Origin of the sequence: Pontibacillus salipaludis (assembly GCF_014642405.1) — a bacterium.
Lineage (GTDB): Bacteria > Bacillota > Bacilli > Bacillales > BH030062 > Pontibacillus > Pontibacillus salipaludis.
In genome coordinates, this window is the sequence record NZ_BMIN01000003.1 from 275,771 (window position 1) to 301,996 (window position 26,226).

At 39.5% G+C, this 26,226-nt stretch carries 44 protein-coding genes; 43 read left to right on the forward strand and 1 reads right to left on the reverse strand.

What is annotated here, in order from left to right; translation table 11 throughout:
- Positions 1–34 precede the first annotated feature (34 nt).
- The 23 genes from IEW76_RS05360 (at position 35) to IEW76_RS05470 (ending at position 9,777) form a co-directional block, all read left to right on the forward strand.
- Positions 35–556, forward strand: coding sequence for an XRE family transcriptional regulator (locus IEW76_RS05360; protein WP_188651584.1), 522 nt, complete (start codon positions 35–37; stop codon positions 554–556).
- Between the two features lie 17 nt (positions 557–573).
- The gene (locus IEW76_RS05365; protein ID WP_188651585.1) at positions 574–849 is read left to right on the forward strand and encodes a hypothetical protein; all 276 of its coding nucleotides are present in this window, start codon (positions 574–576) and stop codon (positions 847–849) included.
- Positions 819–992 carry a hypothetical protein gene (locus IEW76_RS05370; RefSeq protein ID WP_188651586.1) on the forward strand — a complete coding sequence of 58 codons (174 nt, stop codon included), beginning with the start codon at positions 819–821 and terminating at the stop codon, positions 990–992. Before IEW76_RS05365 ends, IEW76_RS05370 begins: the two co-directional genes overlap by 31 nt.
- A gap of 396 nt (positions 993–1,388) precedes the next feature.
- Positions 1,389–2,255 (forward strand): Lin1244/Lin1753 domain-containing protein, encoded by an 867-nt coding sequence (locus IEW76_RS05375; RefSeq protein WP_188651587.1) that lies wholly within the window; start codon positions 1,389–1,391, stop codon positions 2,253–2,255.
- Positions 2,256–2,266: 11 nt separating this feature from the next.
- Positions 2,267–3,091, forward strand: a complete 825-nt coding sequence (locus tag IEW76_RS05380; RefSeq protein ID WP_188651589.1) for an ATP-binding protein — start codon at positions 2,267–2,269, stop codon at positions 3,089–3,091.
- Between the two features lie 12 nt (positions 3,092–3,103).
- Positions 3,104–3,283 carry a hypothetical protein gene (locus IEW76_RS05385; protein WP_188651591.1) on the forward strand — a complete coding sequence of 60 codons (180 nt, stop codon included), beginning with the start codon at positions 3,104–3,106 and terminating at the stop codon, positions 3,281–3,283.
- Positions 3,280–3,522, forward strand: a complete 243-nt coding sequence (locus IEW76_RS05390) for a helix-turn-helix domain containing protein (RefSeq protein WP_229721129.1) — start codon at positions 3,280–3,282, stop codon at positions 3,520–3,522. Before IEW76_RS05385 ends, IEW76_RS05390 begins: the two co-directional genes overlap by 4 nt.
- The gene (locus IEW76_RS05395) at positions 3,482–3,730 is read left to right on the forward strand and encodes a hypothetical protein (RefSeq protein ID WP_188651593.1); all 249 of its coding nucleotides are present in this window, start codon (positions 3,482–3,484) and stop codon (positions 3,728–3,730) included. The genes IEW76_RS05390 and IEW76_RS05395 overlap by 41 nt, the downstream gene beginning before the upstream one ends.
- Positions 3,727–3,888, forward strand: coding sequence for a hypothetical protein (locus IEW76_RS05400; RefSeq protein ID WP_188651595.1), 162 nt, complete (start codon positions 3,727–3,729; stop codon positions 3,886–3,888). The genes IEW76_RS05395 and IEW76_RS05400 overlap by 4 nt, the downstream gene beginning before the upstream one ends.
- A 126-nt stretch (positions 3,889–4,014) precedes the next feature.
- On the forward strand, positions 4,015–4,359 hold the full coding sequence (locus tag IEW76_RS05405; protein ID WP_188651597.1) for a hypothetical protein: 345 nt from the start codon (positions 4,015–4,017) through the stop codon (positions 4,357–4,359).
- A gap of 44 nt (positions 4,360–4,403) precedes the next feature.
- Complete coding sequence (locus IEW76_RS05410) at positions 4,404–4,664, forward strand: hypothetical protein (RefSeq protein WP_188651599.1); 261 nt, start codon at positions 4,404–4,406, stop codon at positions 4,662–4,664.
- Complete coding sequence (locus tag IEW76_RS05415; RefSeq protein WP_188651601.1) at positions 4,654–5,196, forward strand: hypothetical protein; 543 nt, start codon at positions 4,654–4,656, stop codon at positions 5,194–5,196. Before IEW76_RS05410 ends, IEW76_RS05415 begins: the two co-directional genes overlap by 11 nt.
- 161 nt (positions 5,197–5,357) lie before the next feature.
- On the forward strand, positions 5,358–5,663 hold the full coding sequence (locus IEW76_RS05420; protein WP_188651603.1) for a hypothetical protein: 306 nt from the start codon (positions 5,358–5,360) through the stop codon (positions 5,661–5,663).
- Between the two features lie 33 nt (positions 5,664–5,696).
- The gene (locus IEW76_RS20785) at positions 5,697–6,164 is read left to right on the forward strand and encodes a hypothetical protein (protein WP_229721130.1); all 468 of its coding nucleotides are present in this window, start codon (positions 5,697–5,699) and stop codon (positions 6,162–6,164) included.
- A gap of 49 nt (positions 6,165–6,213) precedes the next feature.
- Entirely contained in the window at positions 6,214–6,435 is a 222-nt protein-coding gene (locus tag IEW76_RS05430; RefSeq protein ID WP_188651605.1) for a hypothetical protein, read from the forward strand.
- Between the two features lie 33 nt (positions 6,436–6,468).
- A complete protein-coding gene (locus IEW76_RS05435; protein ID WP_188651607.1) occupies positions 6,469–6,756 on the forward strand; it encodes a hypothetical protein in 288 nt (95 codons plus the stop codon).
- Between the two features lie 2 nt (positions 6,757–6,758).
- Positions 6,759–6,929 (forward strand): hypothetical protein, encoded by a 171-nt coding sequence (locus tag IEW76_RS05440; protein WP_188651608.1) that lies wholly within the window; start codon positions 6,759–6,761, stop codon positions 6,927–6,929.
- Positions 6,930–7,241: 312 nt separating this feature from the next.
- Positions 7,242–7,412 (forward strand): hypothetical protein, encoded by a 171-nt coding sequence (locus IEW76_RS05445; RefSeq protein ID WP_188651609.1) that lies wholly within the window; start codon positions 7,242–7,244, stop codon positions 7,410–7,412.
- Positions 7,413–7,615: 203 nt separating this feature from the next.
- Positions 7,616–7,804: a DUF3954 domain-containing protein gene (locus IEW76_RS05450; RefSeq protein ID WP_229721131.1), complete on the forward strand. Its 189-nt coding sequence runs from the start codon at positions 7,616–7,618 to the stop codon at positions 7,802–7,804.
- Positions 7,805–7,901: 97 nt separating this feature from the next.
- Positions 7,902–8,099, forward strand: a complete 198-nt coding sequence (locus IEW76_RS05455; RefSeq protein ID WP_188651724.1) for a hypothetical protein — start codon at positions 7,902–7,904, stop codon at positions 8,097–8,099.
- A gap of 12 nt (positions 8,100–8,111) precedes the next feature.
- A complete protein-coding gene (locus IEW76_RS05460; protein WP_188651610.1) occupies positions 8,112–8,567 on the forward strand; it encodes an ArpU family phage packaging/lysis transcriptional regulator in 456 nt (151 codons plus the stop codon).
- Positions 8,564–9,106, forward strand: coding sequence for a site-specific integrase (locus IEW76_RS05465; protein ID WP_188651611.1), 543 nt, complete (start codon positions 8,564–8,566; stop codon positions 9,104–9,106). Before IEW76_RS05460 ends, IEW76_RS05465 begins: the two co-directional genes overlap by 4 nt.
- 266 nt (positions 9,107–9,372) lie before the next feature.
- Positions 9,373–9,777, forward strand: a complete 405-nt coding sequence (locus tag IEW76_RS05470; protein ID WP_188651612.1) for a hypothetical protein — start codon at positions 9,373–9,375, stop codon at positions 9,775–9,777.
- Positions 9,778–10,231: 454 nt separating this feature from the next.
- Here the strand turns inward: IEW76_RS05470 and IEW76_RS05475 are convergent, their stop codons facing one another.
- Positions 10,232–10,882, reverse strand: coding sequence for a hypothetical protein (locus tag IEW76_RS05475; protein WP_188651614.1), 651 nt, complete (start codon positions 10,880–10,882; stop codon positions 10,232–10,234).
- Between the two features lie 179 nt (positions 10,883–11,061).
- Here IEW76_RS05475 and IEW76_RS05480 point away from each other — a divergent pair, with 179 nt between their 5' ends.
- From IEW76_RS05480 to IEW76_RS20940, 20 genes are all read left to right on the forward strand, one after another.
- Positions 11,062–11,376, forward strand: a complete 315-nt coding sequence (locus IEW76_RS05480; RefSeq protein WP_188651616.1) for an HNH endonuclease signature motif containing protein — start codon at positions 11,062–11,064, stop codon at positions 11,374–11,376.
- A 2-nt stretch (positions 11,377–11,378) separates the two neighbouring features.
- Positions 11,379–11,603, forward strand: a complete 225-nt coding sequence (locus tag IEW76_RS05485) for a hypothetical protein (protein ID WP_188651618.1) — start codon at positions 11,379–11,381, stop codon at positions 11,601–11,603.
- 109 nt (positions 11,604–11,712) lie between these two features.
- Positions 11,713–12,060, forward strand: coding sequence for a hypothetical protein (locus tag IEW76_RS05490; protein ID WP_188651620.1), 348 nt, complete (start codon positions 11,713–11,715; stop codon positions 12,058–12,060).
- Complete coding sequence (locus IEW76_RS05495) at positions 12,032–13,690, forward strand: terminase TerL endonuclease subunit (RefSeq protein WP_373285950.1); 1,659 nt, start codon at positions 12,032–12,034, stop codon at positions 13,688–13,690. Before IEW76_RS05490 ends, IEW76_RS05495 begins: the two co-directional genes overlap by 29 nt.
- A 15-nt stretch (positions 13,691–13,705) precedes the next feature.
- The gene (locus IEW76_RS05500; protein ID WP_188651624.1) at positions 13,706–14,887 is read left to right on the forward strand and encodes a phage portal protein; all 1,182 of its coding nucleotides are present in this window, start codon (positions 13,706–13,708) and stop codon (positions 14,885–14,887) included.
- A 60-nt stretch (positions 14,888–14,947) separates the two neighbouring features.
- Entirely contained in the window at positions 14,948–15,757 is an 810-nt protein-coding gene (locus tag IEW76_RS05505; protein WP_188651625.1) for a head maturation protease, ClpP-related, read from the forward strand.
- On the forward strand, positions 15,747–16,925 hold the full coding sequence (locus tag IEW76_RS05510; protein ID WP_229721132.1) for a phage major capsid protein: 1,179 nt from the start codon (positions 15,747–15,749) through the stop codon (positions 16,923–16,925). Before IEW76_RS05505 ends, IEW76_RS05510 begins: the two co-directional genes overlap by 11 nt.
- On the forward strand, positions 16,906–17,190 hold the full coding sequence (locus tag IEW76_RS05515) for a fibronectin type III domain-containing protein (protein WP_188651627.1): 285 nt from the start codon (positions 16,906–16,908) through the stop codon (positions 17,188–17,190). Before IEW76_RS05510 ends, IEW76_RS05515 begins: the two co-directional genes overlap by 20 nt.
- Positions 17,191–17,203: 13 nt before the next feature.
- On the forward strand, positions 17,204–17,416 hold the full coding sequence (locus tag IEW76_RS05520; RefSeq protein WP_188651629.1) for a hypothetical protein: 213 nt from the start codon (positions 17,204–17,206) through the stop codon (positions 17,414–17,416).
- Entirely contained in the window at positions 17,417–17,728 is a 312-nt protein-coding gene (locus IEW76_RS05525; protein WP_188651632.1) for a head-tail connector protein, read from the forward strand.
- Positions 17,688–18,062, forward strand: coding sequence for a phage head closure protein (locus IEW76_RS05530; protein WP_188651634.1), 375 nt, complete (start codon positions 17,688–17,690; stop codon positions 18,060–18,062). The genes IEW76_RS05525 and IEW76_RS05530 overlap by 41 nt, the downstream gene beginning before the upstream one ends.
- Positions 18,046–18,438 (forward strand): hypothetical protein, encoded by a 393-nt coding sequence (locus IEW76_RS05535; RefSeq protein WP_188651636.1) that lies wholly within the window; start codon positions 18,046–18,048, stop codon positions 18,436–18,438. The genes IEW76_RS05530 and IEW76_RS05535 overlap by 17 nt, the downstream gene beginning before the upstream one ends.
- The gene (locus IEW76_RS05540) at positions 18,422–18,820 is read left to right on the forward strand and encodes a hypothetical protein (protein ID WP_188651638.1); all 399 of its coding nucleotides are present in this window, start codon (positions 18,422–18,424) and stop codon (positions 18,818–18,820) included. Before IEW76_RS05535 ends, IEW76_RS05540 begins: the two co-directional genes overlap by 17 nt.
- Positions 18,820–19,404 carry a phage tail protein gene (locus IEW76_RS05545; RefSeq protein WP_188651640.1) on the forward strand — a complete coding sequence of 195 codons (585 nt, stop codon included), beginning with the start codon at positions 18,820–18,822 and terminating at the stop codon, positions 19,402–19,404. The genes IEW76_RS05540 and IEW76_RS05545 overlap by 1 nt, the downstream gene beginning before the upstream one ends.
- A 45-nt stretch (positions 19,405–19,449) precedes the next feature.
- A complete protein-coding gene (locus IEW76_RS05550) occupies positions 19,450–19,914 on the forward strand; it encodes a hypothetical protein (RefSeq protein ID WP_188651642.1) in 465 nt (154 codons plus the stop codon).
- 196 nt (positions 19,915–20,110) lie between these two features.
- Positions 20,111–23,458: a phage tail tape measure protein gene (locus IEW76_RS05555; RefSeq protein WP_188651644.1), complete on the forward strand. Its 3,348-nt coding sequence runs from the start codon at positions 20,111–20,113 to the stop codon at positions 23,456–23,458.
- Complete coding sequence (locus IEW76_RS05560; protein ID WP_188651646.1) at positions 23,455–24,963, forward strand: phage tail domain-containing protein; 1,509 nt, start codon at positions 23,455–23,457, stop codon at positions 24,961–24,963. Before IEW76_RS05555 ends, IEW76_RS05560 begins: the two co-directional genes overlap by 4 nt.
- Positions 24,964–24,977: 14 nt before the next feature.
- Complete coding sequence (locus tag IEW76_RS05565) at positions 24,978–25,466, forward strand: hypothetical protein (RefSeq protein ID WP_188651648.1); 489 nt, start codon at positions 24,978–24,980, stop codon at positions 25,464–25,466.
- Between the two features lie 12 nt (positions 25,467–25,478).
- Positions 25,479–26,039 (forward strand): hypothetical protein, encoded by a 561-nt coding sequence (locus tag IEW76_RS05570; protein WP_188651650.1) that lies wholly within the window; start codon positions 25,479–25,481, stop codon positions 26,037–26,039.
- Complete coding sequence (locus tag IEW76_RS20940; RefSeq protein WP_268235044.1) at positions 26,036–26,158, forward strand: hypothetical protein; 123 nt, start codon at positions 26,036–26,038, stop codon at positions 26,156–26,158. Before IEW76_RS05570 ends, IEW76_RS20940 begins: the two co-directional genes overlap by 4 nt.
- Positions 26,159–26,226 lie beyond the last annotated feature (68 nt).

Consider the following 26,226-nt stretch of genomic DNA (forward strand, 5'->3'; position numbering starts at 1 on the left):
CTATCTATCTATGGTAGGAAAGGGGAGGGCAAAAATGAATAAAGGTAGGGCAGCAAAGGCTGCTAAAAGTGCACGAAAGGACAGTGGGTTAACACAGCTTCAGTTATCGATGGATATTGATTACTCGAGGGAAGCCGTAAGTAAGCAGGAGCACGGCGAGTACAGAGTCCAGCCTGAATTAGCTAAGCATTATACTACAAGACATCAAAACCCTTGGGTCGCAATGGAGGCGGCTCATGAGTACACAGGATGGGGGCCGGTAAAGTTAGATGGGGATTTAGTAGACTTACATCGAAGTTCCGTTAAAGCAAAGGCCATTGAGGAGCTCCAGGAAGCTATCGACGCAATTGAAAACATCGACGTTGTTAATCATCCAAATTCATTAGCCTCATTTGAGCGAAAAAACGTAGAGGATGCTTTGGAAGAAGTAGTCGAAGCCATCACAGCTTCTAATCATTTGGTCGCGGTTTTATGTGCCGAATATGCATTTAAGTGGGACAAGGTATGGTCAGATCATACCAGGCAATTAAAAGCGAAAGGTTACGTTAAATCATAATTTAGGAGGGACATTCTATGACAGAAGAAGAGCTTCAAAATCCATTAGAAGACATCTCAAACAGGGTGGATGTTGATCAGTTTGAGGACACTGAAGATTATCAATATTGCAAAGCAATAAGAGATACTCATTTTCAAATCTGTTGTGAATATCTAGTGAAAGATTCCCTAACTGATGGAAATCTAATTACTCCAGAAAAAATCTTAAAAGCTATGGAAGAAGCAGTTGAATTTGCTCTAGAAGAGAAAGCGAGGCTCGAATCATGCAGTACGTCCAATACGCAAGCGGAATAATGAAGGCTGGGGAAGCGAATACAATGATTAAACTAGCTTTGGCTAATAAAAACATCGTTGATCGTGCCGATCATTTTATAAAATCTTTACATCAAACACAAAAAAAGGCAGCCAGCAAATTTGCTGACCACCACAACGTCTAGATTCATCATATCACTAATAGAACGATAGGGCAAGTAGTCTTGCCCTCATGAACAGGGGCATTATTTCCTCTCATTTTGTCTATTGCTCGTCTCCTGTTCATGAGGGTGTGACTATACACCTTCGAGCATAAAAAAGACCGCATACCAGTGCGGTCCCTTGAAAACATTTATTAATCCTATTATAGCACAAAAGGGGTGAGATTACTTCTGGACAAACGTGAATTCCCTATTCCACATTGCTTTTTATGGATGACCAAAGATGCTCCTAACAGACGTGATTTATTCGTTAGCTACGTTATAGGTTACCTAAGAAGCGTGGAGCCTGAATGGCAATTAACTGAGATCAGGGGCATGAAAGCTGTATGTGTAAGAAGAAAAAAGGAGGGTGGAGATTAAATGGCTAGACCATACAAAGAAGGGATTGACTACTTCCCACTCGATGTAGATATGGACCAGGACGATAAGGTAGCCATCATCGAAGCTAAACATGGGATAGAAGGTTTTGCAGTTTTAATGAAGCTCTTAATGAAAGTGTACAAAGAAGGTTACTACTACGAATGGAATGAGCGCGAACAATTACTATTCTCTAGAAGAGTTAATGTTGACATTAACTCGGTCAAAGAGATTGTTAGTGATTGCATCGAGGAAAAGCTGTTCAACAAAGAGGTATTCGAACAATACGCAATCCTTACCAGTAAAGGGATTCAAAGCCGTTATTTAGAGGCTGTGAAGCGAAGAAAAGAGGTTCGTTTTAAAGAGGAATACTTCCTTTTACAGGACTTTGACCACATTATCGGCAACTCTAAGACAGCAATAATACTAACTAAACCTAGCGGTAAAGAAGTTAATGTTAACAATAACTCTCGAAATGACAACAGTAATTCACAAAGTAAAGTAAAGGAGAGTAAAGGAAAGGAAAGTAAAGGAAAGGAGAGTACAGCAGAAGGAGAAAAAGAATCGCGGACGCAAAATCCATTCACGTTCTTCCAGGACAACTTCGGAGTTCTCAATGCAAGAACAGGTGAACAAATTACTCAATGGTGCGAAGACCTGAATGATGAGTTAGTTATTAAAGCTATGGAGAAAGCAGCTCTATCTAACAAAGCATTCTCTTATGCCAATGCCATTTTGAAAAACTGGTATCAAAACAACGTTCGTACTCTAGCAGATGCTGAAGCAGAAGAAAAACAGTTTTCTAGAAAGAGAGAAGGTCCATCCTCCAACGTAACGCAAATGCCAAGCCGTTATCAAAATGCATTTTAGGAGGGTGAGCGATGAACGGAACTTTTAACGGATTAAAACAAAATATGGAGCGCTTGAATATCGGACGAATACAGCAAGTTGGGACTAGAACCTGTGAATCTTGCCAGGGACAAGTGCCGGTCATGGAACGAACAGACCGAGACGGTGTCGTTCATGAAGAATCACTCTGCATAGCTTGCGATACTCAGAAGCTCAAATCCAAAGCTCCAAAGGCCGAAGATGTCAAGTTCGAAAAGATAAAACGATTTGGTGAAAAGCATCAGAAGGTACCGGGGAAGTTGATCGGCAAGACCGTTGCAAAGTATGTACCAGAAAATGATTCAGAAAAGGCGATGAAGGAAGCGATCGTTGATTATGTTCGCAATTTTGGGAATACAGCTCATCATTCGCTTGTCCTAAAAGGCCCAATGGGTTTAGGCAAAAGTCATTTAGCTTATGCTGCTTCATCGGAAATCAGAAGACGTGGTTATAGTGTTATGTATATTGCAGCAGATGACTTTTTATCACTCATAAAGTCCACATTTGATAAAAAATCTGAGCTCACGGAGAGCAAGATTTTCGAAATGATAGAGCAACTAGATCTAGTTGTTTTTGACGAAATCGGGGCTGAGTACTTGAACAAAAAAGATGAATTCGAGTCATGGGCTTCTGAGAAAATCCTTAAAGTAACGGACCTCAGGGAAGACAAGCCCACGATCTACACGACTAACTACTCTGCGCCGGAAATGGAGAAGAAGTACGGATCAATACAGGGTGGTCGCATTACATCGAGAATGATGGCTGGAGCTAAACGGATATTGGTAGAAGGGCGAGATCGGCGCGAAGAATTATTTTAGGGAGGTAAGGTTATGTGCACAATTTGCGGAGGAGGTTATGTGGTTCATACTCCAGTAGAACACGGCTACTTTTTTGAACCATGTCCACAATGCGGGGAACAACCTCAAGAGGAGCATGACAAGGAGTTTGCTGAACTTTACAAGCGCCTGGACGAAGCAGAAGCCAGGAGTAAAGAGAAGCATTCGGCATGAGTATTTACATCGCTCATGAAGAGGCAGGGTTTGATTGGAATAATGAAGATGTTAAACGGTTTCAGGAGTATTGGAACCAAGGTTACAGCATTGTGGCTATAGCTAAAATGTTAAGGCGTACTCAACTAGATGTAGCGCTATTGGGGCTTGATCAAACAGTGAAAGGCCTTGTTTCGAAAAGATACGGAGGTGCTCTAGGTGACGAATGGGGACGGCAACCGGCTAAGAGAAGCGGTTAAGTATTATGAACAAAAGGGCGAAGGAAAGCTCTTGAGAAAAGCTTTTCACATTTATGCTCGCCAGCAATTTTTAATCGATGCGCTGCTAGACATGGATGTAGAAACGTCAGCTGATGGAAGGTCTATTAAAGATTTATCGCTTTTCGAATTGGAAGATCTGCATGCTAGTAAGAAATATCGCTTTGCTAATAGTGGGGTGAACTCATGAGAAAGCACAGGGAAGAAGTTACAACCTATGTACTAAGCCCTCAGGAGTTGGAACAAAGGCGAATTGGAGCTAAATGTGATTTAGAAGATCGAAAACAAGCAAGAGATGCAAATTATTCTTTCGCCAGAATAAAAAGGGCTAAAAGAAAAAATGGCTAAGCTTAAAGAGCAACGTAAATGGTACTTGTTGTCCAGGCGCGAAAATTTTCAAATTGTACACCGTTACGAACCTTTGTTTAGCCACGAGCTCCGAAGTCGAAGGAAGAACGGATGGAGGGTTATCAAATGAGTCAGCTCACATTAGAAGATCTAATCTATCAATTTGATGAATCTAAAATAAACGTAAAACAAAGCTACCTTGATCGGATGGAGTACTTTGAAGTGAAAGCTTACATTCCTGAAAACGTAAAAGGCCCATTGGAGCTGGGAATGCGTCCAGAAGGTGAAGAGTTTCAAAGAAAACTAGATTTATGGTGTAAATACGCTGTGGCTATTTGGGACTTTGATGATCTCACTTGGCAGCAAGCAACTCAGCAGTTAAGGAATTTCCGGGATGCCGACCAGCCTGTAGGGATGAAGATTTGGTTACATTCGGATTTTAGACCTGAGAGTGTAACGGAATATTTGTAAGCAACACAGTAAGCGTTGTGTGTGATTCGGGGAGGAGGCATAGCATGATTCAAAGTGCTGTAGTCAAAGCGACTGTACGATGGGGGATTAGTTACTGGGAAGTTCACGGCTATGATCAGCAGGGTTCTTTAATTAAGATCATCAATTTCCCTCTGGCGATGGCAAAAAGATTAGGCGTAACCAAAACATTAAGAGGCACAAAGAAAATGAATAACTGGTTGAACTCTGAAAAAGGCTTACAAATGCTTAATCAAACTAAGGGAGAATGGTTCACAGAAGTAGAGGAGGATAATCATGAACAATAGCTGGCCAAGAGTTACTGATGAAATGAAACGACTTTGGGCTCCAAGCGAACAAGTGGAACCAGCTTTTAACGGAACAGTTCTTGAAGGCCGTAAGAGACGTTATACGGTTATTAAAGAAGAGGACCTTCAAATGTATATTGGTATGGATAAAAAAGAAGAACTTTTTAACGTTTTAGGTGAAATACAGTCTCATATTCAGGACTGCAGAACTTCGGAAGGCAAAAAGCCATATAACAGCTATATTGTGATTAATACCGATGAACCTTATATAAACGATGTGCTTAGAGTTATGAAGCATAACGGCCATTGGGAAGGAGAAATTCCTGTTGATGAAGAGGAAGATAACCTGCTGGACCATTTCAGCGGACCACTGGTAATTCATCAGAACGAAGACGGATCAGTTCAGCTAAGAGACTCAATATCACGTTTCTGGTGTGCGTGCGGTAATGCTGCTGTTAAATACAATCCTGGCAACATTGGCCATTTTAAATTTCGTTGTATTAAATGCTCTCAAAAAGACAGGGAGGTATAAAAGATGCCAAACAAAAATAATCGCCCTGATCTAAGCAGTGTGAAATTGGAAGAGGTGATTCATTCGCAAAAGTCTAAACGCAAGTGTCCGTGCTGTGGCAAGTAAAGAAAATGCGAATTCTACTAAATAAGCATTGTGTGTAATTCAAAAGGAGGATTCATGTGGAGGAGAACAGCTTCAGAGTTACTGGTGGAAAACGTAAGCATGACAAAATGACAAAAGAACTTTTTGAGAACAACCGAACCGTCTATGAAGGCGCAAAGTTGAAGATATGGGTTTACATGTTGAAGCAAGGCGAAAAGCCAACGAAATGGTATAAGCCCAATAAACAGGGCACGAAAGTTGCTTTTGAGTTTATGGAAAATCAGCAAGAGGCTGATAAGTCGGTGGAAGAGCTGAAGAATCATATCACTCGCCTAAACGAAGAGATTGGTACTGACTTCAATTTAATTCCACAGAACAAATAACCAATGCGCGTTATCCAGGAAGGAGGGACCTGAATGAGTGATGTTATGAAGAGGTTTGAAGAGATTCAGGCACACGTTAATTACATGAAGAAAATAACTCCGATCTGCGAAGGTGTTTTATATATCGGTGATGCGTTATGGCTTATTGATACAGTCAAACAGCAGCAGGAGCTGCTCAATAATGCAGCTAGAACCATTAATGAATTAACCGACTTAAGCGTTCAATATAAGGAGGTTATTGAACAAAAAGACCAACGCATAGAGGAAATGGCTACCTGGTTAAGCGAGGATTGTATGCATTGGTCAATAGAAGGGATTGTCACATTTAAAGAAGTAGAAGAAGACGGTGAAATTTACGCTTCAACTCAAGACGGTCTATACGAAAAGACAGACGATTATTACGTAGTTCAAAGTGCAGGAATGTTGGGTGACGATTATCAAGGCACAATCATTTATCCAATAGGGGAAAACAAGGCTTTTAAAATATTTTTTGAGTGTTAACGAATTCAACTAAGTAGCGATTGTGAGTAATTCGAAAGGAGGAGTTATTTTGCACAATAGGATTCTTAGTTTGATTAAAGAGCAGCACCAAACAGAATTAAATTTTAAGGAAGACGTTTACTATCTGATTTTGAAGGATGGGGTTGCGACGGTTTTTGTTGAAGAAGAAACAAAAACATTAAAGATTGAAATTGAAGAAACGCCTGAGGAAAAAACATATGTGTATTTCAATCAGGATACATCTTTAATGGATTTATTTGATGCGGAGTAGACACACGGAGCGTCACAATTAAGGGGTGATCAAATGTCTAAATCCTCAACTAAATATCAGCTATTAAAATCAGATTTTGAACAGGCGTGCCGAGACTTAAAACAACGCAAAGAAATGATTGAGAAACTTAAAAAAGAAAAGGAACAAGCTTACTACAATGGATACATGCAAGGCAGGTTTGATGAAAAGATGAGCTGCACTAATGAATTAGGAATGAATCCTCAAAATTTAACGAGTATGTGTTTGAAGTGCGGAGTCGATTTACGAAATTGCATTTGTTATCAAGACACTCACGATGATTATGCGAAACAAGGAGGTTAATCATGAAGCCTGGTAGCTTTCGGATCACTGGATTCACAATGAAATTCAAAGATGGAAGTGGATCCATTACTGTTTCAGAAAAGAGAAAGCCTAAGCCAAAAAAAGACAAGCAGGTTGAAAAACATGAAGGACCTGTTGGCCAGATAAATATCTTTGATTTATTGGAGGGTTAGTATGAGCAGAATGATGATTAATTGCTACTGCCCCAAATGCAAAAGCAGAAACCATAATTACATCAGGAAAGGGGCTAAAGCAACCAGGAGTATGATCTGCATTGAATGTGGCATTAAGTACAAAGTCAATATTAAAGATTTCATGAACGAAACAAAATGATAGTTGAGTTGAATTTTGAAGGGGTGTAATTATGAGCAAGTGTGTTGAGTGCAAAACAAAGGAAGCAATTCATTGGTCCGGCCATCTTTGTGAAAAGTGCTATAAAGAAATACTTGCTGAGAAAATTAGAAATAGTTAAGGGGGAAAGGTTGATGAAAGTAGCGTTCATAGATGAATTTGTGACTCTGGAAGAACCAGACGAGCTCCAAGCTTGGAAAAGTGATGTTGTTCAACGCAATCAGTTGGTAGCTGTGCAACTTAAACGTTACAACTATAAGTATCAGCCTGAGAAGCGAATGAGCCGTGGGAAAACACGACAGTAATGAAAGGGAGCATAAGTGATGATCAAGTATTACTGCAATTGTTGCGGACAGGAATGGTGGTCACTAAAGGTTGAGGTCATGCTATGTTGTGGTTTCTATGTATCTCACGAAGAATTTGAATAAATAAAAAAAGCCAGGGCGGGCCCTGACTCTTTGGTACTTGTACTTGGTAACTACTATTCTACCATATGGGGGTCTGCTTTGTGGCTGCAGCAGAGAATAAAATAGACATGAAAGCTGAAATTGATTTATGTGAAAATGCGGTTTATATAGTTAAAGATGGAGCTCTACAAGAATTACCTAAGCCTGAAACTGGGCACGGTACACACACAATAAGCTGGCAAGGCGGAAAGCCTTGTCATGGCAAGATGGAACATAGCCTCAAGTTTTAATTGAATAAGCTTATCGGAAAAACCGAGAGCACTAATTACAAGTTGCAATTGAGCAGCTGTAATTAGTGCTCTTTTTATTTGCTAAGGGGGCATGGGGATGTCAGATCAATTCAGGGCGCAACTCAAGAAGTACAAAAAGAAACATGGCATTAAGACGCCAACGACTAAAACACCTAACAAACAACAAGTTCGGAAAAGAACGGAGGACTTTTCTCACGGAGATATAGAGGAGCTTATGGGAATTAATCGGACCACATATAAAAGAGGTCCAGGTGGAGCTATTAGAAGAAAATAAGGGGGAAACCAAATGGGTATCAGTCAGATGAGTTTTGAGTTGCCAGAAATCAATCGGAAAGAAACAAGAAATAAGGTGGAAGCAGCACTAGAGAAGTACCAGATGTTTAAACTCATGGAACCGATTGAAGCTCCGATTAACATTACAGCTTCTTATAGTGATACTCCTACATCTGGTACAGGTGCTACACATTCAAAAACGGAGTCAGCTGCTCTTAATAAGATTAGCCAGGAAGAAGAAAGGAAGTCATACATCCGAAAGATTGACACAGCTCTCAAGCGTTTGAACCGAAAAGAGAGTGCCATTATCAAGAAGCGATATATAGAAGATGACGATAACACGGATTACCTTGTCTATAATGAACTTGGATTTAGTGAAACTACGTATTACCGAATCAAAGCAGATGCTTTCTATAAGTTGGCATTCATCCTCAAAATTGCTGTATATAAGGAGGAGAGTGAATCATGAATTTAGTGCAACCGATCCGGGACCCTTTGATGATAAAGAAGATTAAAGATTACTTCCTTGCTGACAACGAAAGGAACTACATGTTGTTTGTGATGGGAATCAATACAGGGCTTCGTATTTCGGATATTCTACAGCTGCAGGTAAAAGACGTCACAGGCATGCACATTAATCTTAGAGAGCAGAAGACACGAAAGAGAAAGAAGATCAGGATTACTCCTCAGCTTCGTAGAGAAATCAAATGGTATGTAGAGGATAAGCAATCAGATGATTATCTTTTTAAGAGCAGGAAAGGTGACAACCAGCCTATTGGCCGTAGCATGGCTTATAAGATACTGAGGAAGGCTGCAGATAAGTTCAAGCTACAAGAGATCGGTACACATACGCTGAGAAAGACATTTGGTTATCACTTCTATCTACAGACCAAGAACACAGCTATGCTTCAGGAGCTCTTCAATCATTCCAGTGAGAAGATCACATTGATCTACATTGGTATTAACCAGGACACATTAGATAAAGCCATGAGCGACTTTAAAATCTAAGCACCTAATCGGTGCTTTTTTATTTTGTCTTTTGGAAGGAGATGTTAAAAGGTTGTCGAAATGTGGAAAGAACACATATGTATTACCCATAAAATTCGAGATGTGTAATTCATTTACGGAGGTGGATTGAAAACAGTGATAGCAAGGCTTTCAGCCTTCACATGAATGAATCAAACTATAAGATATGGGTAATTCACGATGCATAAATGACAAAATGAAAAAGGTTATACCAAACTATAATAGTAGGAACAGGATGGTGATATTAGATGTCTACAAGGGACATGACTGCTTCATTAGGGCTAGGTTTTATAGCTCTTGCAATATTGGGGATGAAATTTGAAATTCAAAGTCCAGCATATTTGGGGGTTGGTATACTCGCAACCCATTTAGTAATGATAGAAATTGCAGCTCATATAACTAATTTTTATGATGCAATAATAAAAATCGGTAAGTTTAATTTAATTGATAATATTGGAATCAAAATAGTTTACAGGCTGAACAAGTTTGTGACTCAAACTAGCCAGTTTTCAATTCCTATAGCTATAACAATTCCTATTTATCTTGCTAATAACTTTTCCAAAACTTTAGTTGGCAAGGTAACTGATCTTACGACTTTATTCTCAATGGGACTGACAATTATTTATATAGCGTTACTTAATAGAAAGAATTAATTAAGAAGCGGCTGATCAATAGACCAATTTGTTACATAACTACAATTAGCTATTGTTTCAACTGTTCCTAGCCATTAATAAATGAAGTGCTCGTGGTTACAGGGATGAGTCATTAGTATGTACATAATGAATAATTGATTCATAAAGCCTAATTGGGAGTTTTGTGAAAGAATAATGAAAGAATGTTGGGTGAGCATTAAGGATGATAGCTTGTATATTAGTAATATAGCCTATTAAATTAAAAGACTTCATATAAATAGGGGGGAGAAATATTAATTTAATAATTGTTTTAAACGAAGAACATGAGGTAGTAAGTCATGAATTTGTGGAGAATGAACAGGTTGCAGAATATAAACTTACACGGTGCCAATCACATGGCTGGCACACGGTTCTTATTAAAAATACAACTTATCTAGTTAACGCAATAAATAGGGGGGCGTAAAGGCTTAGCTAATTAGTATTTATAAGTTACGAAAAAGTCAGGGTCTACTTGTCTGTAGAACGTTACCAAACTGCGGTTATTTTGTGTTTTAAATGCTTTTTCTGTGATCTCTTGGCCATCTGCGGTAATACCCTTTGTTTCTTTAGGGTCAAACGTAACATCCTCTGGGAGAATAATTATTAACTCCAGCTCCATTCGACCAGACTCTTCAAAACCACTGAATGGTAAAGATGTCATAAATTCAAATTCCTTTGCTTCGTTTGGGTACAAAGGAAATTCATATTCAAAGTGATAGTGCGAGCTAGTACCTTCAATTGGTTCGGGATTAATTTGATCAAGGAAAGTTAGAAGGTATCCCAGTAAAGAATCTTGTCGACTTTCCTCTCTTCTTTCTGGATCGAGAACTTGCTCTGGGTAATCTTTTAATTTAGCATTAATATCTTTAGCTAAACGTGGCCCGAAGTCAAATCCTTTTTCATTCAAGAAATTTCTTACACTTCTATCTACTTTTTCGGTCTTACTTGGCACGAATAGAACTTCTTCTTTTGGGAGAGGCTCATCCAATTGCATGGTGCTTTGGATCTTAACGCGGTCATGATCTAAACCGTATTTTGTAGATGGAATAACGTACACGACTGTTTCTTGCTTTAATACTTTGTACATAGTTTCCTCCTATTTAGTCTAAAACCTTTACGCCCTTGTTTTACATTTTTCAACACAAATTAACAAATACCTTCAATTTGTGTAAAAAATATACAAAAGGCTTTGTGATGATATAAATCGCATCGCCTTTTTTTTATGTCTACAAAGTTATCTTAGAAGTAAATGGGAGTGTTGTAGCAATGGATTTGCAACGTATTAAAGAATTAATAGCCCGAAATAAGTTGGTTAAGTTCTATCAATCTAAAGTGTGGAGAGCATTACGATTGAAAGTATTAGAGCGTGACAACTATGAATGCCAAGCATGTAAAAGGAAAGGTAAGGTTGGACCAGGGCAGAACGTTCACCACTTGAAAGAAGTAAAACAGTTTCCTTCTCTAGCTTTGGTGAAGAGTAACTGCGAAGCCATATGCATCCCTTGTCACAATGAAGAACATGATCGGCTCAAAAAGTTTAAGAAGCCTCAACCTAAATTCGTAAACGAGGAGAGATGGTAAAGATGAATGTCAAAACAACCAAAATTAATATAGACAGATCAGAAAGAAACGAAGAACCAGGATACTTAGACCGTCTTGTTATGAAACGATTAAGGAAATTAGAAAAAGCCAAGATGGATGTGCGAGTTGTTATCGAAAATGAAGAACAGGAGTTAAGAGAAAAGAGGCGAGAGTTATTAGATATAGATAAAGAAATGAAAGAAATGCAAGATTTCTTAAGCAAATAATCCCCCCCGGTAAAAACTTTTGCCCCTTTTCTGGGAACCCACGAAACGAGGGAGGGGAAAGCGGAAAAAACATTTTTGCGTTTACGCGCGTGAAGGGGGGGAGGGGGTAGTGGCTAAGCCTAGCAGAAAAGAACAAGATGAAAGAATCGAAAAGGAAATTACCCGTATTAACAATGTCTTTTTGGATTTGCCTGACTCAAAGCGTGAGCTTGCAAGCGAATTAATTGAGCGAATTGCTTTTATGACCATCCAGTTAGAGGTGCTCGAAGATACGATTAAGCGGAAAGGGCCCACTTATCTTTACCAAAATGGTTCGCAAAAAATGCTTATAGAAAACCCGGCCCAGAAGTCATATAACACCACCATGCAACGCTATACAGCTGCTTACGATAAGCTATTCACATTGCTCAGCTTTTTAAAAGAAGATGATGAAGATGAAGAATACGAAGACGTATAATTATCATCCCTATATCAATGAGTACATGCGGATGGTGGAGCAAGGAGAAATAGAATCATGTAAAGAGCAAAAGCAGCTGATGAAGTATGTGCGATCTGTCCTTGATCGAGATGATGTAGTGATTAATGACGAGGACATCGAAAAGTCTGTAAATGTCCCTGGCAAGTATTTTGACATAACATTATTTGATTGGCAGAAGTTCTTAAACGCCTTGATGTATGGTGTCCGATATGATGATGGTCGTTTAGTATGGGACGAGATTCTGATCTTAATGGGGCGTGGTGGTGGTAAAACAGGTTACATGGCCTATGATTCTTTCTATATGTCATCTGGCCATCATGGAGTTAAGAACTATGATATTGAAATCGTCGCAACATCAGAAGAACAAGCTGAGCGAACTTTCACGGATGTACACGAAGTATTAGAAGATATCCGTTATACAAACAAGTTGAAGAAAGCTTTTAAGTGGACAAAGACGAAAATTCAGCATAAGAAAACACGATCGATAATTAAGTACAATACATCAAATGCTAGAACAAAAGATGGTAAACGTGCTGGTTGTGCCATATTCGATGAAGTGCATGAGTATGAGGATTATAAAAACATCAATATTTACACCTCTTCTCAGGGTAAAGTAAAAGATTCACGTCTTATTTACACTACAACAGATGGTTATGTTAGGGGCGGCCCCCTTGATGACCTTAAAGAAAAGGCAAGAATGGTACTTAACTTTGAAATGAAAGACTTAGGTTTTTTGCCTTTCATATGTCGTTTAGATTCTGATGCAGAGGTAGACGATGAGAGCAAATGGGAAAAGGCTAATCCTTCCTATCGTCAATCAAAAGATATCCAGATCCAAATGAGGAAAGAATACAATAATGCAAAGCTGAACTCTTCTCTTTGGCTGGAACTTATGACAAAGCGTATGAACAGACCTCAAGAAGACATACGGAAAGAAGTGGCTACCTATGAAGATCGTCTGGCAACCGATCAGCCTATGCCAGAAGAGTATGAAGGTGTTGATGCTGTTGGTGGTGTTGACTTTGCCGATGTTCGAGACTTCTGTTCGGTGGGCCTCTTATTTAAACATGAAGGCAAGCGTTACTGGGTTCAGCATACGTTTATTCATCACCAAGCACTTAAGCTGCAGGACATTAACATGGATATTATCAATCTAGCTTTAGAAAAAGGGCTTTGTACTATCGATTATGGTAAGTCAATTGATCCGGATCGAGTAGTGAACTGGTACCTGGAACAAGCCCAAAAATATAACATATTAAAAATATCAATGGATGGCTTTAGAGCTGCTATTTTGAAACCAAAGCTTGAAGCGGCTGGCTTTGAAGTCCATGTTTGCCGAAGGGGTCCTGTTACCCATGCTAAATTAGCCCCCCTAATAGATGACATGTTTATTAATCATACAGTCGTATTCTCGGATGATCCCATGATGCGTTGGTATGTAGGTAATGTTTTCATTGATGAGAAGGGGAATGGCAACAAAGAATATTGCAAGATTGATAAGGAGAAGCGGAAAACGGATGGGTTTTTCGGATTTACGCATGCCCTCACCTTGGATGAGGAGCTGGTAGAATATCAAGAACTAGAGCCTATGGCTCCGTTTATTTTCTAATGAGGGGGTGAATGAGTGGGATTACGCGATATACTAAGCAGTTTACTTCCGGGTTATAACGAATTCGATCTGCGCGCTGTAAACATTGATTTAGGTACAGAAGTCCATTACAAACGATTGGCTATTAATACTTGTATTAATCTGATTGCGAGTACATTGGTCAGAGCTCATTTCCGTACTTTCGAAAAGGGTAAGGAAGTGAAGAAACAAAACCACTATTTATTTAACGTCCAGCCAAATCAAAACCAAAACAGCAGCGCTTTTTTTCATGAATTAGTATCTAAATTGGTATACGAAAATGAGTGCCTAGTTGTACAGCAAGATGGCTACCTATATATAGCGGATACGTTTAATGTAAATCCATTTGCGTTTAAGGAAAACATATACACGGATATCACAATTAATGAATTTCCAATGTGGAAAACTTTTAAGGAATCGGAAGTTTTTTATTTTAGGCTAAACAACGAAAGTATTGAAAGTGTAATTAATAGTTTATATGCCGATTACGGAAAGTTAATCTCCTCTTCAATTAACCATTACAAACGCTCCAATGCTATGAGAGCGAAAGTTAAACTAAAAGGTAGATCTTCTCAAACGAACAAAGACCAGAAAAATCGTGAAGAGATGTTCAATAAACAATTGAAAGATTTCATGACAGCTGAGGGTGCAGCCGTTTACCCTTATCAAGAGGGACAGGAGTTAGAGGAGTTTAATAATCTATCTAACTCTGGGAGGACCAGCAGGGATATTCGAGCCATTATTGATGATGTGTTTGATTTTGTTAGCATGGGCTTTCATATCCCCAAAGGGTTACTTAAAGGTGACCTGGCTGATGTCGAAGGACAAACAGATAACTTAATTATGTTCTGCGTAGCACCTATAGCAGAACTTATCCAAGATGAAGTTAATCGTAAATATTATGGAGAAGAAGATTATCTCAACCGAACATATTTGAAAGTAGACACCACGCTCATTAAGTATACAGATCCAGTAAAGATTGCGGATGCTTTAGACAAATTCTTATCTTCTGGTACTCATTCTGTAAATGACAATAAACGTATGATCAACGAAGAGCCAATAGAAGAAGAATGGGCAGACGAACATTTCGTAACGAAGAACTATCAAGAAGTACAGGAATACATGGAAGAGAATAAAACCAAACAGAAAAAGGGTCGTTCCGTTAGCGACACTAAATAAGTAATGGCTCCTGAACATGAGTAGAAAAGGTTTATTTTTTATGCGAAAAGGGGTGAAGGAATGGATCTAACGGATATCAGGAATTTTTGGAACATCCGTCCATCTAGCAAGATTCAAAACGTGTCAAACGAGGATGAAAACAGTAAAACGATTTATATTTATGGGGCTATTGGTGGGATGTTCAGCAATAATAGTTCTGAATCGGTTCGTAGGCAGTTAAATCAAACTAATGCTGAAACCATCCATGTTCGTATTAACTCGGGTGGTGGTTCTGTTTTTGAAGGAGTTGCAATCTGTAATTTACTTAGGAGCCATCAAGCTAAAATCATCGGTTACATTGATGGTTTGGCAGGAAGTGCTGCGTCAATTGTAGCAATGGGATGCGACGAGCTTAATATGCCGAGCAATACTATGATGATGGTTCATCAAGCTACAACTATAGAGATGGGGACTGCAGATGCCTTTCGTAAAACAGCGGGGGCACTAGATAAAATTAATAAGGCAGTTACTAACTCCTACACTAAACGATTTGTAGGCTCTGAAGGAGAATTGAAGGAACTTATTGATGATGAAACCTGGCTAAATGCAGACGAAGCAAAATCTTTTGGTTTTATAGATAATATTACTGATGAAATTGACATTGAAGAAACCATCGATAGTGAGGAAGAAGGAGCACAGAACAATGGTCAGGGTTCTAAAGATTATAAAACACAACTTCTGACTAAGTATGCTGCTTCTTCTCAAACACCTCCGAAGCCAGAAGGTAATCAACAAGAACCACCAACTGAAAATAAAGTGAACGCAGTGGATATGTTCACTATGTTTATGAATTCTTTTAATAACAAGGAGGAACAACGTAATGACCTATAAAAAATTAAAGCCATTAAAGCTCAACATTCAACACTTCGCACCAAAGATGCAAAATCTAGATAAAGAGCAGGAGAAGCAAAACGAACTGAAACAGAAGATTTCTGACGCTGTAAATAGTGGTGATCAAGACGCGGTTAATGCAGCTCTTTTAGCTATGGCTGAAAATGTTCAGCAGAACGTGCTCCAAGAAGCTCAAAGCTATATCAATCAAGACATGACTGACGCGAAGATCATGGAGCAACGTGGTGTACATGCTTTAACAAACGAAGAAAAGAAATACTATAACGAGGTCATTGATGGTCAAGGTTTTTCTGGTGTAGAGACACTTGTTCCTGCAACTGTTATTGATCGGGTGTTTGAAGATTTGAAGCAGAACCATCCATTACTTAATTCCATTGACTTTGTTAATACAACAGGTATTACGGAGTGGGTAATGCGTAAAGGTGACGTTAACCCTGCATTCTGGGGTAAGCTCACTAGCGCAATTCGTGAACTCTTGGATGAAGGTTTCGAGAAGACCAAGATGGATCTCTACAAGCTATCTGCTTTTATTCCAGTTGCGAAAGCGATGCTAGATTTAGGTCCGCAATGGCTAGATCGTTATGTGCGTACTGTTTTAGCCGAAGCTATGTCTATTGCACTTGAAGAAGCAATTGTTAAAGGTACAGGAAAAGAACAACCAATCGGTATGATCAAAGATCTGAATGGCGCTGTTACAGATGGTGTTTACCCTAATAAGACAGCAACAACTTTATCCGATCTCACAGCAAAGGCGCTTGGCCAAAAAGTAATGGCTCCTTTAACTAAAAATGGCAAGCGAGCGGTTGGTAACGTAATTATGGTCGTTAACCCTCTCGATTATTGGAACAAAATCTTTGGTGAGCAAGTCATCCTGAATCAAAACGGAACATATGTGAATACAGGCTTACCGATCCCGGGTACTATTATTCAATCTGTTGCAATGCCTCAGGGGAAAATGTCTGTAGGTTTGGCAAAAGATTATTTCATGGGTGCTGGTTCCAGTCGTCAAGTTGAAACATCAAGTGAATATCGTTTCCTTGAAGACGAAAAAGTGTACATGACGAAGATGTATGCCAATGGACGTCCAAAAGACAATGATTCCTTCTTGCTATTTGATATCTCAGGCATTGGGGCGGCAACTCCCTAATGCCCCCTCAGGTCTAACTGAATCCAATTTAACGGATACCAGTCTTTCATTAACATGGTCAGAAGTTAGTTATGATGAGGGCATCCAACATTACGAAGTATACAGAGACGGAACATTCATGGATATCCGAGTTGGAACCAGCTTCGCAGATAGCGGTTTAACACCTGAAACTCCGTATAGTTATCAGGTTGTAGCGGTAGGTGAAAATGGGGTTAAATCGGCAATGAGTGAACCGTTAGAAGTTACCACATTAGCTAGTGCGTAAGGGGGCGTTGTAATTGAAAGAGTACGTTGTAGTAGAACCTTTTCAAGATAAAGAACAAAAGCATCACAATTATCGCGTTGGCGACAAGTACCCTTATGGGAACTGGGAGCCAACTCAAGAACGAGTAAATGAGTTGCTTGATAATAAAGAGCACAAAAAAACTTTTATTAAAGAAGTTGAACGAGATGAAAGCAAAAAGAAGCCCAAGCAGCAAGAGGACAAGTAGATGGACATCACAACCTTACTCCCAGAAGTGAAGAGGTACCTGAAGATAACCTGGAATGAGGAAGATGAAGAACTAAAGGATCTTCTGCAAGGTGGCAAGTACTATCTAGAAGGGAAAACAGGAGTGCAGTTAGACTTCTCGACAAATTTCAAAGCAAAGCAGCTGCTAAAAGATTATTGTCGCTATGTTTATAATCACACTTTCGAATTGTTCGAAATAAACTTTGGGCATGAGCTTACAACCCTTGCTATAGAAGAGGGGGTTAAACAGCATGTTGCGGAAAGTGCAGAAACCGATACATCAAGTATTTAACGATGGATATCTTTATTACGGACGAGATGTTACTCAACGTTCAGGTGTTGGTAAACGAATTGGCGAAGAGTTTGTTCAAGAAGGGAAATTAGCCTATCAGCTTATGGATGGTCGTGAGCAAGACTATGAAATGGCAAATACTATGGGAAGTAGCCTGGACTTAAAGGTGAAAACCCCCTATCCTCCCTCTTTTATAAATGTTCGTAAAAGCAACTTGAAAGTTCGAATTAATCAAATTGAATACAGTGTTATTTACGTCGATTTTGATCATAGTCGGCGTCTTTTGTATTTCTATTTGCAAGAAGTGGGTGCGGTAAATGAACCAGAGATCTAAAGACATGATTAACAAACAAAACGCTGCCATCTACACCAAACTAAAAGATACGTTTAACCTCCCTGTGTTCCAAGATGAAGTCGCAGAAGACGAGCGTCCTGAACGCTTGAACTTATTTTTAATTAAATATGGAAAGTGGGCGCTCGGTGAAGATAAACGTCATCTTGAGCAAGATGTTTTTGTAACGTATTTAGTTGAAGCTAGCAACACAATTGAGACTGATGTTTTAGACATTATATACGCTGTATCCAGTATCACGCTTATACAGTTCGTGGATTCGCAACGTGATCGAGGACAGAAGAGAGATACAGAAGAATTTGTAGACCAAATCAACTTCATATTCAAAAGGAGCATAAAGTATGAGTGCCCGGTTTGAAGTTGATTATTCGGAAGTCGAACGACTGCAACGTAAATTTTCACAGCTACCTGGTGATGTGGAACGCGTTTTGAATGACGTGCTCCATTCTTATGGCGTGGAAAACGTAAAAGATAACATTAAGATCATTATGCCTGTATCGAAAAAAGAGAAGAAACACGCAAAAAACTATAAGTCCTTACGTCACGAAGAATTTAACTTGGGTTTTATCATTCACCCAAAGCCTAAATATAACTATCTCGTCTTTCCGGATAAGGCTCTAGGAACATCGGTAGATAAGGATCCAGATGAGTTTATGCAAACTGGATTAGATGCAAGTATTGAACATATTTTTGAGCAGATCAACGAGGAAGTTGAACGCTTATTAAGGGAGGAATTTTAATGCCAACGACAGTAGAAACGTTTGATGCAGTCTCGGTTAAAAATACAAGTCAGCAGTTCTTTGCTACTGATGGTACACAAGAAGATGGTACGCCTATTGGCTGTGTCGGTACTGTAGGTGGAGAAACGGAAATAAAAGAAATTGTTAAACGTTGTGAAGGTGTAGAAACGAAGAAAAAGACAAAACCAATTAAAATGAATTTGACTTTATCGGCTCACGTGAAAGTGGAAGTGCTACGTAAATTGTTTGGCTTAACAAACGAAGGGTTGAAGCCAGGAGTTTATAGTTACAATGCCAATGCAAAAGCTGAAAAGTTCGTACTTACTGCAGATGTGGTCGATGACTTTGAGGAGAGAACAAAACTAATTGCTTTCCCAAATTGCGTGAGTGCAACTGGGATGAAGTTCAATGTGGAAAATGGAGCTGATGAAGTTGCTCTAACGGAACTAGAATTCACAGCTTATCCTGACTCTAAAGGAAAGCTCTACTACGAAGCATTGGTGTCAGAACTTGATGATCCAAGCATGGCTGACACATGGCATACGAATTTTGATACAACATTGGTTGAAACAACAGTAGTTTAGAGCAGGGGTAACATCCCTGTTCTTTTTTTTATGAGGAGGTATAACATGACTAAATTTGAGAAGATCACGTTGAAAGATAGCGAAATAAGAGAAGTAGATGGTGAATATGAAGAACGATTTGTTAACAAGAAAACTTATCCCGCAGCTTTAACGAATCATGCTTTGAACATTGGTGAAAAGATGGGCATGTTGGAAGGAACTAACCTTAGTGATGTCTTAAAAATGTGTAACTTTGAAACACTCATTAACGATTTGAAAAGAGGTAAGATATCTGAAGAAAACATAGATGCCACCGGAGAAATCGATACACTCAAGTATCTAAAGGTGATATACATTTCTTTGGTTGGAGTAAACAAAGAACTAGATCTTTCGTTTGACGAGTTCACTGAGAAATATCATGAAAACACCTTTCAAATTATGAAAACATACGCAAGTTTGGTAATGGCGAGTACAAGTAACAGTTTTAATAACTTTGCTAAAGGGTTAGAGGATAGCACTAAAAAAAAGTAGGTGACGGAGATAAGAAAGTCAAGCCTCCTAAACTTAACGTAGAGAACGTGCAAGATAGATATGTACTTTACTGCCTTGTGTATGGCATTGACAGTGATATCTTTTGGTACCATCCAATCCCTGACGTAGAACGTATTTACCAAGGAAAGCAGGCTTATGACGCTTGGGCAAATAACCCGATAGAAGGGTAGGTGAGATGATGGCAAGGACTCCAGAGACTAAAGTAAAGTTTAGTGTTTTTAATAAAGAGTTTAACGAGGCGCTCAGGGAAATGGGCGATGAAAGCAAACAGTTAAAAAAGGAATTCCAGCTCCAAGCTGAACAGATGAGAGACACAGCTTCCGAGACAGAAAAGCTGGAAGCGAAGGTTAGATACTTAGGGAAGCAACAAGAGATAGCCAATCGTAAAATAAGAGCTACTGAAGAGCAACTTGAAAAAGCTAAACGCATGTATGGAGAGAACTCCAACGAAGCAAATAAACTAGCAAATCAGTTGCTTGATTTACGTATCTCTGAGCAACGCATGCGAAACTCTATATCAGATACGAACAGACAATTAGCTGAGCAAGCTCAGGAAATGGATGGAACCAGAAGAAGGGCGGAACGGTTGCGTTCTGCTATGAGAGAGCTAGCGGAAGATGCGGAAGACGCTGGAGAAAAGATGACGTCAGGCGTAACTGTGCCTATGGCTGGAGCTGGGATTGCAGCTGGAGCCAGCGCAATGAATGTAAAAGACGCTGCACGATTGATGATTGGTTCGTTAGGGGCAACAGGCAAAGAAGCTGAACAGTTAGAAAAGGATATGCGAACCGTATGGTCTGACGGCTTCGGAGAAGGACCTGAAGATGTAGCGAGATCCATTATGATGGTTAAGCAAAATATTCGTGGCATTAACGATGGGGCTGAGCTCCAAGATGTAACGAAGAAAATGTTAATGCTTGCTAACGCGACTGAATCAGACTTAGGTGAGGCTACTCGTGGCGTCAATCAAATCATGCACAACTTTGGAAAAACAGCTGGCGAAGCTATGGATCTTTTCAAGAAAGGCCAGGAAGCTGGGCTTAATTTCTCCGACGAGATGTTTGATAACATTTCCGAATACGCACCAAAATTTAAAGCCATGGGATACTCTGCTGAAGAATACTTTGAACTACTAGTGCAAGGTGCAAAAAATGGAGCATATAACTTAGATTATGTAAATGATGCGGTAAAGACTTTTGATGATAACTTGAACTCAGGATCTGACTCAGTATCTGATGCCTTTGATAACTTAAGCGATGAATCACAATCTCTCTTCAAAGAATTCGAAAAAGGCGGTTCCAGTACAAAAGAAGTATTGAAATCTGTGCTAAAAGACTTGGAAGGCATGGAGAATCAAACGAAAGCAAATGAAATCGGAGCTGAATTGATCGGTTCCAAGTTTGAGGATATGGGATCAGAAGCAGTTTACGCTCTTAAAGACGTAAACAATTCTATGGATGATGTAGAAGGGTCAATGGATCGTTTTGTAGATTCACAGGAAGAAGCATTCGGACGTGATTTAAGGAGCACTCTTAGGAAATTGCAAGAAGCTATTATCCCGATTGGTGAAGAATTACTTGAAATAGCAGAAGATGTTATTCCTCATATTCAAGATCTTGCTGAGCGTTTTGCGGATATGGATGAGGAAACTCAAAAGTTTATTTTGACTCTAGGAGGGATGGCGGCTGCAGCTGGCCCTGCTATAACAATATTCAGTAAGTTAAATGGATTGGTTGGAGGATTGGCTACAGGATTCGGATCAGCAGGAGCTGCAGCAGGAGCTAGAGGGTTTGGCGGAACTCTAATGAAAGTGGTGAGTAAAGCAGGACCTATAGGATTAGGCATTGCAGCTTTTGGCGGGCTAGGATTTGCAGTTAGTCAGCTCATTGATAAGGAAAAGGAACTCAACGATGTTTCTTTAGAAAAAGCCAATACAATGATGAAAGAGTATGAAAGTACAGAAAAAATGATTACTCAATTCGATCAACTGCGTGGGAAATCTAAATTGACTAACAAAGAATTTGCACGCTACGTTGATCTCCAAGCTGAATTGGATACGGCTTCAAGTACTGGAGAAGTTGAAGCAATTAAAAAGGAAATGGCCAAATTACAGGGTAAGTCACACCTTAGTAATAAAGAACTTAAAACTATGGTGGGGTTAAATACCGAATTAGCCGAGAATATACCGGGGGCTACAGAAAAAATTACAGACCAAGGGCAGAAACTTGTAGGTACAACCTCAGAATTAAGAAGGTATAACCAAGAAGCTAGAGAAGCTGCCATGCTTGAGATGAAAGAGGAATTTTATGAAGCTGCTGAAAATTATAATCAGTTGTTAAAAGATCGAAAATTACAGCAACAAGCCCTTAATGGATTTAAAATACGCGAACAAGAAATCAATAATTACCTGCAAAATTACACTCAGTCAGAGCTCGAATCATTAGCGCAAAAAGTCAAAAAAGAGAAAGACTCTTTACAAGCCAGGGCTGCCAGTGCTGAATTAGGAAGTGAAGAGAGAGCTAACTTGACTGATCAGGCGCATAAAAGAAGACAGCTGTATTTGCTCATTAAAGATGGGAAACAGGGGCTTACTGAACAGCTTAATACAGTTAACCAACAGATTGTTGAACAAGAGAAAAAAATCAACAATACCGATGTTGAGATATCGAAGATGAATCAAGTTTATAAGAAACTTCAACTGCAACACCTAATTGGTGCAGGAATTGAAGATCAGGCTGCTCGAAAAGCAATCCAAGAGGAAAACACCATTGGTCTATTAGATCAACAGTTAGGTAAGTTAGAACAACAACGAAGAAAGCTTAATGAACAATACCCGCCTAATCAACGGAACTCTGAAGAGTATCAAGAACAAATTAATAAAATTGATGGGCAAATTGGGCGAATGAGGGAAGCTAAGGGCAAAATTCAGGACCTTGGAAGAGAAGCCTACAACTACACGCAAGAGCTTGGTAAAGATGTCTACAAAAACGTTAATGCTAAGCTCACACCTTCAGCTGCTTCCATCAATTCATCCCTTTCAGCTACAGTTAACAAAACTGTCCGAGCAAATATGGTGCCTGGTACATCCAATTTCCACGCGCCGATGTATGCTGACGGAACTGATTATCACCCAGGAGGTCCGGCGATTGTGGGAGAGGAAGGTGTTGAGTTAGCGCGCGAAGGAAACAAATGGTCACTATATGGATATGGGTATGTACCAAACCTAGCCCGAGGCGCTGATGTATTCACTCATGACGAAACTATGAAAATACTTAGTGGTTTAAATAGCATGCCGGCATATGCTGGAGGCGCAGGAGATCATATAAACATCTCTAAAAGGCTAACTCAAATGAGTTCTAACATGGCCACGAAGCAACAGGGAATTATTAATAATCAGTTGCGATTAAGTATCGAGTCTACTGATATTTTGATGGATGGGGTTGCTGTTGGTAAAGCAACATGGAAAACTGTACAAGAGCAAACCAGGAGAGCAGAAGAAACAACCGGAAGATTCGGGGGGTGATACAGATTGAGAAAAGTGAATTGAACTTTCTTATTGAATACAAGGATGGATCGACTCTCGATATTGCTGATTTAGGTTTATGGGTAGAGTATTTTCACATTTATTCTCCAAACGCTATTAGAGAAAAGGTGGAAGCTCCAGGCAAAGATGGTGCTTATGTAGCGTCCACCAAAATTGGCGAGCGAACTGTTAGCATTGGATTTCAAATAGAAACGAATAGTCTTGTAGATTTTGACGCGCTTAAGCATCAGGTTTACAAGACTTTTTACGCTGAAGAAGCCTATAAGATAATTCGAGATATTACACCTGACAAATACATTTACATCTACCAAGAAGGCGATTATGACATTGAACAAATTACTCCTGAAGATGGCGAATTCGGTCTTGATCTTTCTATGTTTGATCCATACACTTACGGAACAGAAGAAGCTCAAATTTTAAATGATCCATTAAATCCAGAAGAAGCTAACTCAGTCATTGATTTAAAAGGAGATAAAGCAGTACTACCAAAGTACAGAGTTACTTTCTTAGAACCTAGTACTTTCCTATCCATTGCTACGCCAAATGATTTGTTTATGCTAGGAGCTCCTTACGACATAGACGAGACTAGCTATAACCCTTACCCAATTGTTTTAGATGACAACATGGGTGATCTAACGGAGTGGGGCGAAAATGGATTGGTACCCTTAGATAATGGTGTCGTTGCTAGCAACTTTAATACAGATGGCCAACGCTTTTTTGTTACATCTTTCGGGAGTGGCTCCAATTGGCATGGACCTGCAGCAAGAAAAGATCTAACCCGATCCTTGGATAAGTGGCTGGTTGATGTGAGTTTTCAAATGAAGTTTGACTCAGCTGATAATGTAGGGCGCATTGAATTGTACCTTATAGCTGATGACGGCTCTACTCTCGGTAAGCTATCGATTAAAGATACCTACGAAAAGGCGAATAATACAAAAGCTGAAATTCGAATAGGAGACAATTCAGGGGAAGTTATTGCGTCCAGCACTGGATACAGACCAGGAAGTTATAACAATAACGTTATACGTCTAGTTATGGCCAAGCGGGATGAAAATGTATCCGTTCACTTCGGGGAGATAACAAGTGGAGGCAGATACCTAAATGGTGTAGCAGAGCAATATGTGGACGATGATCAACTTTATAATAAAAGGTTAGCAGCTGTTCAAATACATGCAGGGGCGAAGGGGAGTCGACAACCTCCTCAACAAGCTTCCATTCTTGATTTAACCGTAAAGGAGCTAGCTGAAAAGAAAACCTTTGAAGCCCCTTACATTGCAACAGCTGGCGATGTCATTTGGATAGATTGCCAAAAGCAACTTCTTTTATTTAATGGGCGTGAACAATTACTCAATGGCGACTCAGCTATGAGTCTAAGAAATATGTATACGGACTTCTTCCCATTAACGCCAGGCATGAATTCACTGGGGATATTACCAAGTGAATCCGTAAAGGTTGAGGCTGTGTATCAACCTAAGTATTTATAGAGAGGAGGTGGATCGTGACTAGGATATCAGATGAGGATAATCAGTTATTAGTTGAACAGAATCCTAGAACCATTAATGGGATTAAAATGCCTGCCATTGAGCCACAACACAACAAACATGGCACAAATAGATTCGAACGAACAGAGGGTTCCGATGGAGCACTCCACACCAAAATTGTGGACTCCAACGGAAACCCTCTTTTTTCTGCAAATCTACCAGGTACAGTAGAGGCTGTTGGAAAAGTAAGAGAAGGGGTTAACACATCTGCTCTTTCTGTTGGTAGTGCCCCAACTAAATTAGGAGGAGTGTCAGGGAGGAGGTTACTTAAGATCACGCCAATAGGAGAGGAAATCTTTATTGGTGATGCAAGTGTATCCATATCAAATGGGTTTCCAGTATTGCCTGGTGAAACTCAGGTTATAACGTTTGATCCAACCAACCCTGTTGACCTATATGGAATAGCTAGTCAAAGCACTCAAGTCAAAATTTTAGAAACTTATTAAGGAGGTCATGAAATGCCAGATATAAATAATTATCCGTTCCGAAGTGGAAGATTGATTAATGAGAATAACGAGATCGTAAATCCGGCTGATGGGATTAACTCAGATGGCTCTCAGAATGTGAAACTAACGGGGAGTAATATTTCATTAAAAGATGTTAACGCTGATTCAGGGGCGCAGGTAATTGCGGGAGGTAACAAGTCAATCGAAATCGCACCACCAGAAGGGACTATTTGGCGCACTCCTTTAATTTGGGTTTACTCTTTACCGCCTTCTGGAGCTACTAGTGGATCTCATAAAATCGAATTAACGCACGGGATTAATCATTATAGGTATTTGGTATTAAGGGCTGAATCCTCACGAGATAAAGGGTGCAGAATTATGACTAACGTTGCAGAAACCGCGGATATATCAGCGTTGCCTAACGACCAAGCTATCCAACACAGCGCTATACAGAATTTAGTTATATCCAAAGACTATCCCCTATATGTTAATTACTACAATTTCACAGATGTAGAGCAAGCAAGGCTCCTTGAAATAAGATTAATAGTGACAGAAGAGAGGGTTTCGGAATGAACATAGGAGATACTTGGTTTGATATTGATGGCAATGAGTATGAAGTAATTGATGTTAATATAGTAGAGAGAGAAGATGGAAGTACTGTCCGAAATGTAATATCTAAAAGGATTAATTAATCTAACGGATGTCTTTTGTTTAACAAAGAATAAATAAGAAATCAGGTATATGATAGGAGTTCTCCGCA